Source organism: Proteus faecis (genome assembly GCF_003144395.1).
GTDB lineage: Bacteria > Pseudomonadota > Gammaproteobacteria > Enterobacterales > Enterobacteriaceae > Proteus > Proteus faecis.
Genome location: NZ_PENZ01000002.1, coordinates 18,651 through 35,312 on the forward strand (window position 1 = coordinate 18,651; position 16,662 = coordinate 35,312).

Below are 16,662 nucleotides of genomic sequence, written 5' to 3' on the forward strand. Positions count from 1 at the left end.
TTAACGCCTGCTGTGCAGGCCTTTGGGAAGCATGCTGACTATGGCTACGATTCATGTAGACGGCAAAGAATATGAAGTTAACGGGGCTGATAACCTGTTAGAAGCCTGTCTTAATTTAGGCTTAGATATTCCTTATTTTTGCTGGCACCCAGCGCTGGGAAGCGTTGGCGCTTGCCGCCAGTGTGCGGTGAAGCAGTATCAAAATGCTGAGGATACCCGCGGTCGTTTAGTGATGTCTTGTATGACACCAGCGACTGATGGCACGTTTATCTCTATTGACGACGAAGAAGCGAAGAAATTTCGTGAAAGCGTTGTTGAATGGTATATGACAAACCATCCTCATGACTGTCCAGTTTGTGAAGAAGGTGGTAACTGTCACCTTCAAGATATGACGGTAATGACAGGTCATACTATGCGTCGCTATCGCTTTACGAAGCGTACACATAGAAACCAAGATCTGGGACCGTTTATTTCTCATGAAATGAACCGTTGTATTGCTTGTTACCGCTGTGTTCGTTACTACAAAGACTATGCTGATGGTACTGATCTTGGCGTCTTTGGTGCACATAACAACGTATTCTTTGGGCGCGTTGAAGATGGCACATTAGAGAGCGAATTCTCGGGTAACTTGGTTGAAATTTGTCCAACAGGTGTATTTACTGATAAAACTCACTCATCGCGTTATAACCGTAAGTGGGATATGCAGTTTGCACCAAGTATTTGTCAAGGCTGTAGCATGGGTTGTAACACAAGCCCAGGTGAACGTTATGGTGAATTACGTCGTATTGAAAACCGTTATAACGGGACGGTAAACCGCTATTTCCTTTGTGACCGTGGTCGTTTTGGCTATGGCTATGTGAATTTAGCAAGCAGACCTCGTCAGCCTAAAAAACGTTTAGGCAGTAACTGGTTAGAAATTAGTGCAGTTCAAGCGACTCAAGCTGCTGCGGATATGCTGAAGAAAAGTCAGCGTATTGTGGGTATTGGTTCGCCTCGTGCAAGCATTGAAAGCAACTTTGCATTACGTGAAGTTGTTGGCACTGAAAATTTCTATAGCGGTATCTCTGCATCAGAGCAAAAACGACTGACTTTAATGTTAGATATTTTACAAAAAGGTGGTGTTCATACTCCATCTCTACGTGAAATTGAAGATTACGATGCTGTTTTAGTGTTAGGTGAAGATTTAACACAAACAGGTGCTCGTATGGCACTGTCTGTACGTCAAGCAGTAAAAGGTAAAGCACGAGAAATGGCAGCAGCTCAAAAAGTGGCTGACTGGCAAATTGCTGCGATTATGAATATCGGACAACGTGCAAAATATCCACTATTTGTCACTCATGTTGATGAGACTCGCCTTGATGATGTTGCCGCATGGAGTTATCGCGCACCGGTTGTTGATCAAGCGCGTTTAGGCTTTGCGATTGCAAATAATATTAATGGTGAAGCACCTGCTGTTGATGGTATTGATGAAGCGCTGAATAAACATATTGAAATGATTGTTCAAGCACTTTCTCAAGCGAAGAAACCATTAATTATCAGTGGTAGTCACGCCGGTAGTGAAGAGGTTATTAAAGCAGCAGCTAACATTGCTTTTGCATTAAAAGCAAATGGTAATGAAGTCGGACTTTCTTTCGTTGCTGATGATGCAAACAGCATGGGTCTTGCCATGATGAATGCACAGCCACTTGATGATGCATTAAAAATGATGCGCAGTGGTCAAGTTAACACAGTTGTTGTCATGGAAAATGATTTATATCGCCATTACGATGCTGACGTTATTGATGAAGCGATTGCTAAAGTCGATAACGTGATTGTTATCGATCACCAGCAAACAGACATTATGGCGAAAGCACATCTTGTTCTACCTGCATCTTCATTCGCTGAAAGCGATGGAACAATGGTGAGTCAAGAGGGCAGAGCACAACGTTACTTCCAAGTTTTTGAGCCTTCTTTCTATAACAAAGACGTGGTGATGCATGAAAGCTGGCGTTGGTTGAGCGCTGTTGATTCACAATGGCATGAAAGAACACTGGATTGGACACAGTTAGACAATGTTATTGCGCATTGTGCAACCAGTCTTCCTCAGTTTGCTGGCATTGTTGATGCTGCACCGAATGCATCATTCCGTATTCGTGGACAGAAACTAGCTCGTGAACCACATCGTTATAGTGGTCGTACTTCTATGCTGGCGAATGTGTCTGTTCATGAACAGCGTCAACCAAAAGATATCGACACCCCATTTGCATTCTCAATGGAAGGTAATAACAGCCCAACAGCCCCTCGTCAGCAAATTCCATTTGCATGGGCACCGGGTTGGAACTCACCTCAAGCATGGAATAAATTCCAAGCAGAAGTGGGGGGGAGCTTACGTTTTGGCGATCCGGGCGTGCGTTTAATTGAATGTGGTGATAATACACTTGGCTACTTCACTGATATTCCTGCGCCATTTAATGCTCAGAAAAATCAATGGACTGTCGCACCTTGCTACCGTTTATTTGGTAGTGAAGAGTTATCACAACGCGCTGAAGTTATCCAATCTCGTATGGAAACTGCTTATTTAACATTGAGTGAATCTGATGCCCAAGCATTAGCGTTAACTCAAGGTCAACAAGCTATGTTTATTTACGAAGGCCGTGAATTCACCTTACCTGTGAAAATCAGTGCTCACCTGACTCAAGGTCAAATTGGCTTGCCGTTAGGTATGGCTGGTATTTCTCCATCGCTGGTGGGTGTATCGGTTCGTCAACTGCGGGGTATTGCATAATGAGCTGGTTATCTCCTGAAGTTACAGAGATTTTACTCACTGTTTTAAAAGCCGTCGTGATCTTGCTTGTCGTGGTTACTTGTGGTGCTTTTATGAGTATGGGGGAACGCCGTTTACTGGGGTTATTTCAAAACCGTTATGGGCCTAACCGTGTAGGTTATGCTGGTTCAGCACAGCTAATTGCGGATATGATCAAAATGTTCTTTAAAGAGGACTGGATCCCGAAATTTGCTGACCGCTTTATCTTTACCATTGCGCCAGTGATTGCGTTTTCATCTTTACTATTGTCATTTGCGATTGTACCGGTTAGCTCGACATGGGTTGTTGCTGACTTAAACATTGGTATTTTGTTCTTCTTGATGGTTGCCGGTATTGCGGTGTATGCCGTGTTATTTGCAGGTTGGTCAAGTAATAACAAATATTCATTGTTAGGTGCAATGCGTGCATCAGCACAAACCGTAAGTTATGAAGTGTTCTTAGGACTTTCAATCTTAGGTGTTGTTGCACAAGCGGGCTCTTTTAACCTGACTGACATCGTAAACTCACAAGCAAATATGTGGAATATTATCCCACAATTCTTTGGTTTTATTACGTTTGCCATTGCTGGGGTTGCTGTTTGTCACCGTCACCCATTTGACCAACCAGAAGCAGAGCAAGAGCTAGCTGATGGTTATCACATTGAATATTCTGGTATGAAATTCGGTTTATTCTTTGTTGGTGAATATATCGGGATCGTTGCGGTATCGGGTCTTATCGTGACGTTATTCTTTGGTGGTTGGCAAGGTCCTTTCTTACCGTCATTCGTTTGGTTTGCACTGAAAACAGGATTCTTCATGATGATGTTTATCCTTATTCGTGCTTCGTTACCGCGTCCGCGGTATGACCAAGTGATGTCTTTCGGTTGGAAAATTTGCTTACCGTTAACACTTATTAATCTGCTGGTAACTGCTGCAGTGATACTTTACAACGCTCAATAAGGGGTGATTGAACCATGACTTTAAAAGAGTTATTGACTGGTTTCGGCACCCAGGTACGAAGCATTTGGATGATTGGTTTACATGCCTTCGCCAAACGTGAAACACAGATGTACCCGGAAGAACCTGTCAATGTAGCACCACGCTATCGTGGACGTATTGTGTTGACGCGTGATCCCGATGGTGAAGAGCGCTGTGTTGCTTGTAACTTGTGTGCAGCAGTCTGTCCAGTAGGCTGTATTTCATTACAGAAAGCAGAACATGAAGATGGTCGTTGGTATCCGGAGTTTTTCCGTATCAACTTTTCTCGTTGTATCTTCTGCGGTTTATGTGAAGAAGCTTGTCCAACAACGGCACTGCAATTAACGCCTGATTTCGAAATGGGTGAGTTTAAGCGTCAGGATCTGGTTTATGAAAAAGACGATCTGTTGATTTCTGGACCCGGCAAATATCCTGAATATAACTTTTACCGTAAAACAGGTATGGCGATTAACGGCAAAGACAAAGGCGAGGCGGATGATGAAGCTAAACCTATTGATGTCAAAAGCCTGTTACCGTAAGGAGCGATATTCATGGAATTTGCATTTTACATCGCGGGGCTGATTGCCATCCTTGCAACATTGAGAGTTATCACTCATACCAATCCGGTACACGCACTGCTGTACTTGGTGATTTCATTGATTGCACTCTCTGTGGTTTTCTTCTCGTTAGGAGCCTATTTTGCTGGGGCATTAGAAATCATTGTTTACGCTGGCGCCATTATGGTGTTATTCGTTTTCGTGGTGATGATGCTCAATTTAGGTAAATCTGTCGTCGATCAAGAGAAAAAGTGGCTACAACCGAAGTTTTGGATTGGGCCAGCACTTTTATCTCTTATTTTGCTTGTGGTGTTGGTGTATGCCATTAGTAGTGTGACTCACGGCGAAATAGCTGGAGAAGTGATTGGCGCGAAAGAGGTCGGTATTAGCTTGTTTGGACCTTATATTTTGGCTGTTGAGTTAGCATCTGTTCTCTTATTGTCTGGATTAATAGTTGCTTATCACATTGGTCGTGATCAGAGCCATGACGATCTCGTCGAAAACGAAAACGCAGGGGAGCAAAAATGATACCTCTTCAACATGGTTTGATCTTGGCTGCGGTACTGTTTGTGTTAGGTTTTACCTGCTTAGTACTTCGCCGCAACCTGTTGTTTATGTTGATCGGACTAGAAATTATGATTAATGCGGCTGCACTGGCATTTGTTGTCGGTGGTAGCTTTTGGGGTCAAACAGATGGTCAGATAATGTATATTCTGGCAATCAGCTTGGCAGCGGCAGAGGCAAGTATTGGTCTGGCATTGTTGTTACAGCTTCATAGACATCGCCAAAATATCAATATCGATACAGTCAGTGAGATGCGCGGATGAATATACTCTATTTAACCATTCTGCTACCACTGCTGGGATTTTTATTGCTCGCTTTCTCGCGTGGTCGTTGGTCTGAAAATGTATCAGCATGGATTGGTACTGGTTCGGTCGGGCTATCAGCTTTAGTGGCACTTTGGGTTGGTATGGATTTCTTTGCCAATGGGCAAGAAACTCAAGTTCTGACTTTATGGAACTGGATGTCAGCTGGGAATTTTAATATTCCATTTACGCTGGTTCTTGATGGTCTTTCATTAACCATGCTGGGTGTGATTACCGGTGTTGGCTTCCTTATTCATATGTACGCATCTTGGTATATGCGTGGCGAAGAAGGGTATTCTCGCTTCTTTGCTTATACCAACTTATTTATCGCAAGTATGGTTGTTTTAGTACTGGCCGATAATATGATGTTGATGTATATGGGGTGGGAAGGGGTTGGTCTATGTAGTTATCTGTTAATTGGTTTCTATTATAGCAACCCTGCTAATGGCGCAGCTGCGATGAAAGCGTTTATTGTAACGCGTATCGGTGATGTGTTCTTAGCTATCGGTATGTTTATCCTGTTTGACCAATTGGGTACATTGAGCTTCCGTGAAATGGCAGTGCTTGCTCCTGAACAATTAGCAGTAGGTTCAAGTGTCATTAACTGGGCAATGTTAATGGTATTAGGCGGTGCGGTAGGTAAATCAGCACAGCTTCCATTACAAACTTGGTTAGCCGATGCAATGGCAGGTCCAACACCTGTATCTGCATTAATTCACGCCGCAACCATGGTCACGGCGGGTGTATACTTAGTTGCACGTAGCAATGCGCTATTCTTAATGGCACCAGAAGTACTTGAATTAGTCGGTATTATCGGTGCTATGACATTAGTGCTAGCAGGTTTTGCAGCTTTAGTACAAACAGATATCAAACGTATTCTTGCTTATTCAACCATGAGCCAAATTGGTTATATGTTCTTGGCTTTAGGCGCTCAAGCATGGGATGCGGCAATTTTCCACTTAATGACCCACGCTTTCTTTAAAGCATTACTGTTCTTATCCGCAGGCTCTGTGATTATTGCCTGCCACCACGAACAAAATATCTTTAAGATGGGCGGGTTACGTAAGAAGATCCCATTTGTTTATGCCTGTTTCCTAATTGGTGGTGGCGCATTAGCGGCATTACCACTGTTAACAGCAGGGTTCTTCAGTAAAGATGAAATCTTATGGGGTGCGTATTCAAACGGGCATTTTAACTTAATGCTTGCAGGTTTAGTTGGCGCATTATTTACGTCACTTTATACCTTCCGTTTGATTTTCATCGTATTCCATGGTGAAACCAAAACCGAAGCACACCAAGTTAAAGGGTTTACTCATACTTTCCCATTAGCAGTATTGGCACTGTTATCAACATTTATCGGTGCATTAATTACTCAACCGTTAGGTGCTGTTTTCCCTGAAGGAAATGCATCGCACGATGGTAAATATGTATTAGAAATTCTTTCTGGTGTGGTAGCGATAGTAGGTGTTGCCATTGCAGCATGGTTATACCTGAAACAGCGTCAATGTGTTTCTAAGGTTGCTAATACTTGTACAGGTCGTTTTTTCTCAACATGGTGGTTCCATGCTTGGGGATTTGATGCCTTGTATGAAGTGCTGTTTGTCAAACCTTATAAAGGGGCAGCGTGGCTTATCCAAAATGATCCTGTTAACCAATTCTTTAATCTATTCGGTTGCCTGCTTAAAGGTACCAATAAAGGATTAAGTTTCAGTGAGAATGGATTAGCTCGTTGGTATGCGGCTTCTCTCGGTTTAGGTGCAGTGCTGGTTATCGCTCTGCTGCTTCTGGTTTAATTAAGGGACACATTGCGCCATGTTATTACCCTGGCTAATACTTATTCCCTTCATCGGTGGCCTGCTAAGTTGGCAGGCTGAACGAATCGGCTCGCAAGTTCCTCGCTGGGTTGCGTTGCTGACGATGGGATTAACACTCGTTATTTCTGTGCAACTTTGGTTGCAGGGCGATTATCAACTACTTAGTGCTGATGGAGCACCACGCTGGACAGAGTATTACTTTGTGCCGTGGATCCCTGCTTTAGGGATTAATATCCAATTTGCACTTGATGGTATGTCATTGCTGATGACTGTATTAACTGCGATTTTAGGTATCTTAGCGGTACTTTCATCGTGGAATGAAAATCAGCCATCACAAGGCGCTTTCCATTTTAACCTGCTCTGGATCTTAGCAGGTGTGATGGGGGTATTTTTAGCGACAGACCTGTTTTTATTTTTCTTCTTCTGGGAAATGATGTTGATCCCAATGTATTTCCTGATTTCTTTATGGGGACACAAAGGAAGTAGTGATAAAAAACACGTTAGTGCAGCAACAAAATTCTTTATCTATACACAGGCTAGTGGCCTGTTAATGTTGCTGGCTATTATTGGTCTTGCGGTAGCTTTCTACCGTGAAACAGGTATTTGGACGTTTAACTACGATACCTTATTACAAGCACATACTGTTTTAAGCGCTGAACTGCAATTTATCCTGATGTTAGGTTTCTTCGCTGCATTTGCAGTGAAAATGCCAATTGTTCCTGTACATGGCTGGTTAGCGGATGCTCATGCAGAAGCACCAACAGCTGGTTCTGTTGATTTATCAGGTATTTTGCTAAAAACAGCGGCTTACGGCCTATTACGTTTTAACTTACCGCTCTTCCCTGAAGCCTCTGCTTTACTGGCACCAGTGGCGATGTGGTTAGGTTTAATTACTGTATTTTATGCAGCATTACTGGCATTCCGTCAGACAGATATCAAACGTCTTGCGGCTTACAGTAGTATTTCTCACATGGGCTTTATCGTAATTGCGATTTATGCTGGCTCTATATTGGCTTATCAAGGTGCGATTATTCAAATGATCACCAATGGTTTGTCAGCAGCAGGTCTGTTTATCATGTGTGGCATGCTGTATGAGCGTTTAGGTACGCGTGATATGAACCAAATGGGTGGATTGTGGAAAAGCATCCGTTTCTTACCTGCGTTTTCACTGTTTTTTGCGGTTGCCTCGTTAGGTATGCCAGGAACAGGTAACTTCGTTGGTGAGTTTATGATCCTGTTTGGTACTTATGGCAACTTTAAGCTGATTACGATTATTTCGGTCTTTGGTTTAGTTTTTGCTTCTGTCTACGCATTGTGGATGATGCAACAAGCTTACTATGGTTCACCGAAAACAGCTGAAAGAACCTACAAAGGGTTAGATCTGAGAGAGTTCTTTATCCTGATCACATTGGTTATTTTACTGGTTATCTTGGGTTTCTTCCCACAACCAGTGTTAGACACCTCTGCAGCAACGATGGAAAATCTCCAGACTTGGTATTCCGCTTCTATTTCAACAGTAAGGCCGTAATTCGCCATGACAATAACTCCTGAACAATTGATCGCAATGCTACCGCTATTGATCGTCGGATTGACGGTGGTGGTTGTGATGCTGTCCATTGCGTGGCGACGCGATCATTTTATTATTGCCACTTTGACAGCAACAGGTTTCATCCTTGCGCTGGGATCGCTCTATTACGTTAATGCATTAGGCGTAGTAGACGTTACCACGCTTTATCATGTTGATGGATATTCTAGTTTCTTTACTGCATTAGTTATCCTTTCTGGTATTGGAACTATCGCATTTGCTTATCCTTGGTTAGAAGGCTATCAAGATAACAAAGAAGAGTTTTACTTGCTGATAGCGATTGCAGTGATTGGAGGGATTTTACTCTCTTCAGCTCACCACTTCGCATCGATGTTTATTGGTATTGAATTGCTGACATTACCGCTATTTGGTCTTATCGGTTATGCATTCCAACAACGTCCCTCTTTGGAAGCGGGTATCAAATATATGCTGCTTTCGGCAGCAGCATCTTCTTTCTTACTGTTTGGTATGGCTCTTCTCTATGCAGAAGCTGGGGATCTCTCCTTTACCGCAATGGGGCAAAGTTTAAGTGATAGCAATATCCATAAACCATTAGTACTCGCAGGTTTAGGTATGATGTTAGTGGGAATTGGATTTAAATTATCTTTATTCCCATTCCAACTGTGGACACCAGATGTTTATCAAGGCGCACCAGCACCTACTGGCGCGTTCTTAGCGACAGCAAGCAAAATTGGTATTTTTGCTGTTGTTATGCGTTTATTCCTTGAAGCGCCAGCGGCAGATAGTGAAACCTTACGAATGATCTTAGGTTTCATGGCAATTGCCTCTATCTTGTTTGGTAACATTATGGCGTTAACGCAAAAGAGCGTGAAGCGCTTATTGGGTTACTCTTCGGTATCACACCTTGGTTATCTGTTAGTGGCATTAATCGTGTTGCAATACAGCCCTGTATTAGCACAAGAAACAGCAGAAATTTATTTAGCTGGTTACTTGTTTGCAAGTTTAGGGGCATTTGGTGCTATTGCAGTAGCTTCAAGTCCTTATCGTGAAAACGAAATGGATTCACTGGAAGATTACCGTGGATTATTCTGGCGCCGTCCTGTCGTTGCTGTGGTGATGTCACTGATGATGTTATCGCTGGCAGGTGTTCCAATTACATTAGGCTTCATTGGTAAACTGTATGTCATCATTGCGGGCATTAGCTCAAGCTTATGGTGGTTAACAGGTATGGTTGTGTTAGGCAGTGCGATTGGTTTATTCTATTATCTACGTGCTGCGGCGATTGTCTTCTTACGCAAACCAGACAATGACAACACCCCTGCTATTTCAACAACATCACAAAATATGGCAACATTTGTTGCATTAATCTGTGTTATCGTTGTGATTGCCTTAGGTGTATGGCCACAACCATTAATTGAACTAACTAATTTTGCGGTTATTGCGCCTGTAGCAAATTAATCGTAATAGTTAGATATTCAAATTAGGAGCGGCTCTTTTATAGAGCCGTTTTTTTCGTTATTATTAATGGTTTTTTATTTTTCAACATCTTCATAATATAAAGAAAAATCATCTAAGAATGAAAACATAGGGATAATAATATCTTTATTTAATAAATTATTATTTTTTAGTGTAAACATCTGCAAAATAAATTCTCTCCAATATTCAGATAAAAACTCTAATTGCTTAATAAATATATGAAGAAAATAATCAATATCTACGAGTTTGTAATGGTGTTTTAAGTTTAATAGTGTATTTTGTTGTTCTTTTTTTAACTGATGCACTTTTTTTATTTGTGCTAAATAAAGTGTAGTAAGCTGGTGTCGAGTTTCAACTATTTTAGTATAAGAAAAACCATGATTTAATGTAGAGAATAAATTATTTAATATTTTTACTAGGGAAGATAAAATGTTTTTTTCTTGTGTTTCAATGTTGAGGTTATTGATTTCTGATTGTTGAGGTATAGAGTTTTTAAAAAGGTCGAAAAAGTTTTTTCTATGTAAAATGTCTTCACTGTCACGTATAATATCAAGTTCTTTTTTTGTTTCCCCTGATTGATGTTCTAAAGTAACAATTTCATTTGTGATTTTTTTCATGCTGTTTTCTTTATCATGAATAAAAGGAGTTATTTTATTTGTGATAAATTTATTTTTTAATTCTTTAATTTCAAATGAAAGGTATTGATTGTGTTGATTAATAGCATTTATTGTTTCATCTATTTCATCAAAAAGTATTTTTAATATTTCATTTTTTTCTTCTTTTAATTTATTCTTTAATTCATTGTTAATTGTTTCTACCTGTATTTCTTTATCAATTTCATTAATCGTTTCTAAGATATCATTGAATAAAATTTGCCTTAGTTTATTTTTTAGATTGAGAGAAAAATAAATAATATTTTCAATGTTTTTATTGTTTCTTTCTAAAAGTTGTGTTGTTTCTTCTTCTAGTGCACTATCCATATAGCATTTACTACTGCTTAAATAAAGAATATTTCTGTATGCATGAAATAATTTACTATGTTCAAAGAGATGATCTAATTTAATAGGATTTTCAGGGTTGTTCATAACAATATCCTTTTGTTAGTTATTTGATGAGTAAAATGTAGAAAGTGCACTATCAAAAGAGAGCAGGATCTCTTTTGAGTAACCAATGACCATGTACCAAGGTGTGATGATTTTCTCAAGATAAATACTAAATTTTATCAACTCTAATGCATTGTTAATTTTATTAAAGTTAGTTATTGATGCTTCTATTTCTGTTAATATAGCCTGCCATACATATTCAATATGCTCTAAGGCCATATTTGTATCTTCAATAAACTGCTCAATTTCTGATAATTCAATATAAAGTGTATTTAAATGCAAAGATAAACCCGTGTAGATATCAATTTTCACATTGATTTTCTTTACTTTTTCAACAAGTTCATTTTTCTTTTTACGAATAGCTTCAGCTTTTGCACCAAATATTCCTCCCGTAATAATAACACCAATAATACCTATGGCGAGTCCTGTAAAAGCAAGACTAACATAGTGTTTATATTCATCTTTTAATCGTGTAATTTCCTCAATTAATAAATCCCGCTCTTCTATAAGAGAATTGCTATTGTCTGTATAAAATTCATTAATAAATCGTTTTTTATTCAATATTTCATGATAGATAGAAGAGTGAGTGACATTTTGACTATCTTTTCCACCTATTATTTTACTTCTAAATGTCGATAAGCTATCTTTTATTTTAATCGTTTTATTACGTTCATTCTCAATATCTTCTTTCATGCTTTCTAAAATATGAATAAGTTGTGTTGCAACTTCTTTATCTTGAGATTTATATTGGATTCTTTTTAACTCTTGTTCGGAGAGATCTTCAATAACAGAAGATATTTTTGTTAATAAAGGCATTTGATTAATAAATGCAATGATATTTTCACCTGTAGAAGTAATTTCTCTGCCCATTATTTCTAAATCAATTGCTTGTTGCTTGATACTATATTCTATTTTATTCCAATCAAAAGCGTGCTCTCGTATTTTAATAAAAAGAGAGAGGATATTATCAGGCGAGAGTTGTGGTTCATTTATTTCATTGTAATGAATAAATTTGATGATATCATCTATTTTGTAAGGAAGAGAAAGTGCTTTATTAATATAAGACTTTATTTTTATTAAATCATGAGAAGTAACAATACCCGGTAATCGTCCATCTTCAATATCTATACCTAATATTAATCCCAAAGCAACCTTAGGAATATCGGACGTCTCAATTATTTTATCGACGTGCTCAAAGGTGGTTGTATCCATATAACCTCACTTATGTATAAAAAATTTTTATCTTTACCACTTTATCTAATCAAGATTTGTTGATTGTTTTAGAAGTGCGAGTTAATGCATCTACTTTGTAACATAAAAAATACAAAACTTTGATAAATGACAAAGGTTATAATTAATCAGTCCTTTGATAATTTGTATAGAGACGTATAATCACCTTTTTAATTTTGTTGTGGGTATTGGTAGTGGAAAAGATTAATCCTGTGTTTTTGGCACTGTACGAAAAAGTGAAAAATATAAATCTGATAGCACAAGGTAATCTTTTACATTTGAAAGTCACCTTGCCATCAGAGGTTTCATTTTCATTGCTCTCTTGGCTCGCGGCACAGTCGTATTATCCTCAATTTTATTGGCAACATCGTGATGAGCATGAAGAAGTTGCTGCTTGTGGGCAGTTGCGTTGTTTTAATCATATTGAAGATGCTTGCCAATTTTTAGATTTACACCAGAGTGATGTAAATAGTGATGATGTGCGTATTTGGGGCTTAAATGCATGGGATACCATTATTCCTGGTCGTATTGACAAAATAAAAGGCGATAATGCCTACCTTTTTTTGCCTCACATTGAGATTAGACGCCATCAACAACAGCTTTCTGTTCATCTAAATATGTTGGATGAGGGGGATAAACAAAATACATTAGATTTTCTGCAAACATTAAACCAAGCCGTAGAAATTGAACCGCTTTCTGTTTCTGTTACTCATGTCAATCACTCTTTAACACAAGCACAGTGGACTCACTATCTCAATATCGCCTTAGATGAAATTAGCCAAGGTTTATTTGAAAAAGTTGTCCCTGCAAGAGCAACGTGCTTAACATTGGATAATCCGCTTAAAGCGATCCAATTTATGAAGGCGAGTCGTGATGTTAATCATCATTGTTATCACTATATGCTGGCATTTTCACCTTCAGATGCATTTATGGGATCAACACCTGAAAGATTATATAAACGTGATGAGTTGATGCTTTATACAGAAGCGTTGGCTGGTACTGTGGCGAGTTCTGATAACGAACAACAAGCCACTAAATTTGCAGACTGGCTGATGAATGATAAAAAGAATCAGCATGAAAACCTTGTTGTAGTAGATGATATTTGTCAACGATTACAAGGCGGTGTCGAAGGTATTGATGTTTCACCCGCAGATGTTATCCGGTTGCGTAAAGTGCAACATCTTCGTCGTTATATACATGGTAAATTAATTCACGCTGATGATATCGATTGCTTAAAACGATTACAGCCAACGGCCGCTGTATGTGGATTACCAAGAAGTGTTGCTCGTGCTTTTATTCGTAAACATGAACCTTTCGAGCGTCGTTGGTATGCGGGATCTGCGGGATATTTATCTCTTCCCCATGCGGAATTTGCTGTTAGTTTACGTTGCGGTGAGTTGCATGATGATGCCTTAACTTTATATGCTGGTGCTGGTGTTGTCGCAGGATCTGATCCCCTGCAAGAGTGGACTGAAATCGAAAATAAAGCAGCAGGTCTACGAACATTGTTGGAAAAAGAGAGTTAATTCTTACAGATAATCTCAGTTTAAATAACATTAGTGTAGTCATCAAATTTGATGAGTAGTTTTTTATGTCAATTATTTAGTGCTACTCTTTAAATAACCATTGCTAATTGTTAATTAATTGATGCTATCCTTTAGAGTACTAACGCTATTTATTCCTATTCTTAACGATAAAAAAGAGCTCATTGAAAATAGAGTGGATGATTAGCCTAAATAATGCACTTTTTGAGTGTTTTTTTAACGATTTATTTAACGAAAACTTCTGTTCATTGAACTAGGCTAAGGAAAAGTATTTAGTAACAGATATTATAATAGCAATTGCAGGTTTTCGTTGTTGGGATAATCAATGTCTAATAGTTCGTTTAATCGCCAATGGGCTAAAGTTATACTCGAAACTTTGACTCGTCATGGCTTGCGCCATATCTGTATTGCTCCCGGATCTCGTTCGACCCCTTTAACACTTGCGGCGGCAGCTAATCAAAAATTAGTTTGCCATACGCATTTTGATGAGCGTGGACTTGGGCATTTAGCTTTAGGGTTAGCAAAAGCAACCAAAGAACCCGTTGCGGTGATTGTCACTTCGGGAACAGCCGTTGCGAATTTATACCCAGCCTTGATTGAAGCGGGATTAACGGGTGAACGAGTTATCTTTTTAACCGCAGATAGGCCACCTGAATTGATTGATTGTGGTGCAAACCAAGCTATCCGACAGCAAGGTATTTTTGCAACGCACCCTTCACAAACCCTCTCTTTACCAAGACCAACAGCTGATATTTCCGCGAGTTGGTTAGTTTCTACTCTTGATAATGCCATGAATACGTTGGTTCATGGTGCATTACATATCAATTGTCCTTTTGCAGAACCTTTATATGGTAATGATATTGAAACATCGACACCATGGACGGATGCTTTAGGAGATTGGTGGCAAAGTGATAAACCGTGGTTACAAGAAACACTTGTTACATCTGCTGCAATGCATCCACTGTGGAATATATTACGTCAGAAAAAAGGGGTGGTTGTTGCAGGGCGCATTACGTCAGAAGAAGGGAGGGAAGTTGCAAAATGGGCTTCGCAACTAGGTTGGCCTTTATTGGGGGATGTGTTATCTCAAACAGGGCAACCACTACCTTGTGCCGATTTATGGTTGAATAACCCTCAAATAACATCAGAATTAAATCAAGCTGAGATAGTTATTCAATTTGGTTCAAGCTTAACCGGTAAACGCTTATTACAATGGCAAGTAGGATGTGCACCAAAAACGTATTGGATTATTGATCCTATTCCGGGACGTTTAGATCCTGGTCATCATCAAGGTGAGAAATTTACATTACCACCAATGCAATGGTTAACGGCACATCCAGCGGTCGATAATTCACCTTGGACTAATGTATTAACTCATATAGCCAAACAAACTTATCAGAAAGTCAGTGAAGTAACCGATTATTTTGGTGAAGCACAGGTTGCTCACCAATTAGATAAATTACTGCCTAATGATGGGCAATTATTTGTTGGCAATAGCCTAATAGTACGATTAATCGATGCATTTGCTCAGTTACCACAAGGGTATCCTGTGATGAGCAATCGAGGCGCAAGTGGTATTGATGGCTTAATTTCAACATCTGCAGGTGTTCATCGTGCGACAGAAAAGCCAACGTTAACAATAATAGGTGATTTATCTGCGCTGTATGATTTAAATAGTTTAGCGTTACATCAACAAGTTTATGCACCTAATGTTATTATTGTAGTGAATAATAATGGCGGGCAAATATTTTCAATGCTACCCACGCCAGAGGCAGAGCGAGAACGCTTTTACTGTATGCCTCATTCACTAAATTTTAAACACGCGGCAGCAATGTTTGGTTTGCATTATGTCTCACCAACAAGTTGGGATGCACTGTTAACGACTGTTCAGAAATGCTGGGCAGGGGCGCCAACAACGACATTAATTGAGTTAATTGTTGATGATACTGATGGTGCAAAAACATTAAATCAGCTGGTAAAACAGGTAACATCTCATGACTTTAGCATGTCAGCGATATAATACCCATAATGAAGGGCCTTGGTTAGTTTGGTTGCATGGGCTATTAGGTGAGGGGCGTGAATGGGAGCCTGTCATTCAGGCTTGTCATGAGTATCCATCACTGGTGATTGATTTGCCTCGTCATGGTGGTTCTGCTGCTATCAGCGTGAAAAATTTTGTTGAAGTGAGTACATTACTGACGGAGACACTTAAAGAGCAAGGTATTGACCACTATTGGTTAATTGGCTATTCGTTAGGCGGCAGAATTTCGATGTACCATGCGTGTTTTGGTAATACTACGGGATTAATGGGGTTGATTGTAGAAGGTGGAAATCCGGGGTTATCTGATGCAACAGAAAGACAAAATCGCATTGCGCATGATAAACGCTGGGCTGAACGTTTTCGTAATGAACCTATTAGTGATGTTTTAGCACTATGGTACCAACAACCCGTCTTTGCTGATTTAAGTGATGAAAAACGTCAATTACTGATTGAGAAGCGTCGCGGTAATAGCGGGTTGTGCATTGCAGAAAGCCTTGAGACGCTTTCTTTGGGTTATCAACCGTGGTTGGTGACTGAATTACAGCAACTTACATTGCCGTTTATTTGGCTTTGTGGTGAAAAAGATAATAAATTTCAATCTATTGCGCAGCAGTATTCGCTGCCATTAACGACTATCCCGCATGCTGGTCATAATGCCCATCAGGCACAGCCTGTTGCTTATGCTGCGGTGATAAATCATGTTTTATCCCTCTTTGGTTAAAGGAA

The 16,662-nt window shown here is 39.6% G+C and carries 13 protein-coding genes; 11 read left to right on the forward strand and 2 right to left on the reverse strand.

All coding sequences use genetic code 11. The annotated features are described in order from the left end of the window. The first annotated feature begins 31 nt into the window (after nt 1-31). The 8 genes from nuoG to nuoN are packed head-to-tail and all read left to right on the forward strand — an operon-like array spanning nt 32 to nt 10,000. The gene (gene nuoG, locus DK858_RS00630; protein WP_109395783.1) at nt 32-2,764 is read left to right on the forward strand and encodes an NADH-quinone oxidoreductase subunit NuoG; all 2,733 of its coding nucleotides are present in this window, start codon (nt 32-34) and stop codon (nt 2,762-2,764) included. Then, on the forward strand, nt 2,764-3,741 hold the full coding sequence (gene nuoH, locus DK858_RS00635; RefSeq protein WP_075670642.1) for an NADH-quinone oxidoreductase subunit NuoH: 978 nt from the start codon (nt 2,764-2,766) through the stop codon (nt 3,739-3,741). The genes nuoG and nuoH overlap by 1 nt, the downstream gene beginning before the upstream one ends. A gap of 14 nt (nt 3,742-3,755) precedes the next feature. Then, nucleotides 3,756-4,298 carry an NADH-quinone oxidoreductase subunit NuoI gene (gene nuoI, locus DK858_RS00640; RefSeq protein ID WP_036935576.1) on the forward strand — a complete coding sequence of 181 codons (543 nt, stop codon included), beginning with the start codon at nt 3,756-3,758 and terminating at the stop codon, nt 4,296-4,298. A 12-nt stretch (nt 4,299-4,310) separates the two neighbouring features. After that, entirely contained in the window at nt 4,311-4,844 is a 534-nt protein-coding gene (gene nuoJ / locus DK858_RS00645) for an NADH-quinone oxidoreductase subunit J (protein ID WP_109395784.1), read from the forward strand. Further along, nucleotides 4,841-5,143 carry an NADH-quinone oxidoreductase subunit NuoK gene (nuoK, locus tag DK858_RS00650; RefSeq protein ID WP_023581731.1) on the forward strand — a complete coding sequence of 101 codons (303 nt, stop codon included), beginning with the start codon at nt 4,841-4,843 and terminating at the stop codon, nt 5,141-5,143. The genes nuoJ and nuoK overlap by 4 nt, the downstream gene beginning before the upstream one ends. Continuing rightward, the gene (nuoL, locus tag DK858_RS00655) at nt 5,140-6,975 is read left to right on the forward strand and encodes an NADH-quinone oxidoreductase subunit L (protein ID WP_109395785.1); all 1,836 of its coding nucleotides are present in this window, start codon (nt 5,140-5,142) and stop codon (nt 6,973-6,975) included. The genes nuoK and nuoL overlap by 4 nt, the downstream gene beginning before the upstream one ends. A 19-nt stretch (nt 6,976-6,994) precedes the next feature. Next, nucleotides 6,995-8,524 (forward strand): NADH-quinone oxidoreductase subunit M, encoded by a 1,530-nt coding sequence (nuoM, locus tag DK858_RS00660; RefSeq protein WP_109395786.1) that lies wholly within the window; start codon nt 6,995-6,997, stop codon nt 8,522-8,524. Nucleotides 8,525-8,530: 6 nt separating this feature from the next. Then, complete coding sequence (gene nuoN, locus DK858_RS00665; protein WP_109395787.1) at nt 8,531-10,000, forward strand: NADH-quinone oxidoreductase subunit NuoN; 1,470 nt, start codon at nt 8,531-8,533, stop codon at nt 9,998-10,000. Nucleotides 10,001-10,074: 74 nt separating this feature from the next. Here the strand turns inward: nuoN and DK858_RS00670 are convergent, their stop codons facing one another. Both DK858_RS00670 and DK858_RS00675 read right to left on the reverse strand, forming a co-directional pair. After that, on the reverse strand, nt 10,075-11,103 hold the full coding sequence (locus DK858_RS00670) for an alpha-xenorhabdolysin family binary toxin subunit B (protein ID WP_109395788.1): 1,029 nt from the start codon (nt 11,101-11,103) through the stop codon (nt 10,075-10,077). A gap of 15 nt (nt 11,104-11,118) precedes the next feature. After that, on the reverse strand, nt 11,119-12,333 hold the full coding sequence (locus DK858_RS00675; RefSeq protein ID WP_109395789.1) for an alpha-xenorhabdolysin family binary toxin subunit A: 1,215 nt from the start codon (nt 12,331-12,333) through the stop codon (nt 11,119-11,121). A gap of 212 nt (nt 12,334-12,545) precedes the next feature. On the opposite strand from DK858_RS00675, the gene DK858_RS00680 reads away from it, so the two are divergent. From DK858_RS00680 to menH, 3 genes are all read left to right on the forward strand, one after another. Continuing rightward, on the forward strand, nt 12,546-13,877 hold the full coding sequence (locus DK858_RS00680) for an isochorismate synthase (protein WP_109395790.1): 1,332 nt from the start codon (nt 12,546-12,548) through the stop codon (nt 13,875-13,877). 343 nt (nt 13,878-14,220) lie between these two features. Then, nucleotides 14,221-15,915, forward strand: a complete 1,695-nt coding sequence (gene menD, locus DK858_RS00685; RefSeq protein WP_109395791.1) for a 2-succinyl-5-enolpyruvyl-6-hydroxy-3-cyclohexene-1-carboxylic-acid synthase — start codon at nt 14,221-14,223, stop codon at nt 15,913-15,915. Next, nucleotides 15,890-16,657, forward strand: a complete 768-nt coding sequence (gene menH, locus DK858_RS00690) for a 2-succinyl-6-hydroxy-2,4-cyclohexadiene-1-carboxylate synthase (protein ID WP_109395792.1) — start codon at nt 15,890-15,892, stop codon at nt 16,655-16,657. The genes menD and menH overlap by 26 nt, the downstream gene beginning before the upstream one ends. Nucleotides 16,658-16,662: the final 5 nt, after the last annotated feature.

Excerpts from the sequence above, each read along its gene's own strand:
- nuoG (WP_109395783.1), top strand. The coding sequence starts at position 32 with ATGCTGACTATGGCTACGATTCATGTAGACGGCAAAGAATATGAAGTT.
- nuoH (WP_075670642.1), top strand. The coding sequence starts at position 2,764 with ATGAGCTGGTTATCTCCTGAAGTTACAGAGATTTTACTCACTGTTTTA.
- nuoI (WP_036935576.1), top strand. The coding sequence starts at position 3,756 with ATGACTTTAAAAGAGTTATTGACTGGTTTCGGCACCCAGGTACGAAGC.
- nuoJ (WP_109395784.1), top strand. The coding sequence starts at position 4,311 with ATGGAATTTGCATTTTACATCGCGGGGCTGATTGCCATCCTTGCAACA.
- nuoK (WP_023581731.1), top strand. The coding sequence starts at position 4,841 with ATGATACCTCTTCAACATGGTTTGATCTTGGCTGCGGTACTGTTTGTG.
- nuoL (WP_109395785.1), top strand. The coding sequence starts at position 5,140 with ATGAATATACTCTATTTAACCATTCTGCTACCACTGCTGGGATTTTTA.
- nuoM (WP_109395786.1), top strand. The coding sequence starts at position 6,995 with ATGTTATTACCCTGGCTAATACTTATTCCCTTCATCGGTGGCCTGCTA.
- nuoN (WP_109395787.1), top strand. The coding sequence starts at position 8,531 with ATGACAATAACTCCTGAACAATTGATCGCAATGCTACCGCTATTGATC.
- DK858_RS00670 (WP_109395788.1), bottom strand. The coding sequence starts at position 11,103 with ATGAACAACCCTGAAAATCCTATTAAATTAGATCATCTCTTTGAACAT.
- DK858_RS00675 (WP_109395789.1), bottom strand. The coding sequence starts at position 12,333 with ATGGATACAACCACCTTTGAGCACGTCGATAAAATAATTGAGACGTCC.
- menD (WP_109395791.1), top strand. The coding sequence starts at position 14,221 with ATGTCTAATAGTTCGTTTAATCGCCAATGGGCTAAAGTTATACTCGAA.
- menH (WP_109395792.1), top strand. The coding sequence starts at position 15,890 with ATGACTTTAGCATGTCAGCGATATAATACCCATAATGAAGGGCCTTGG.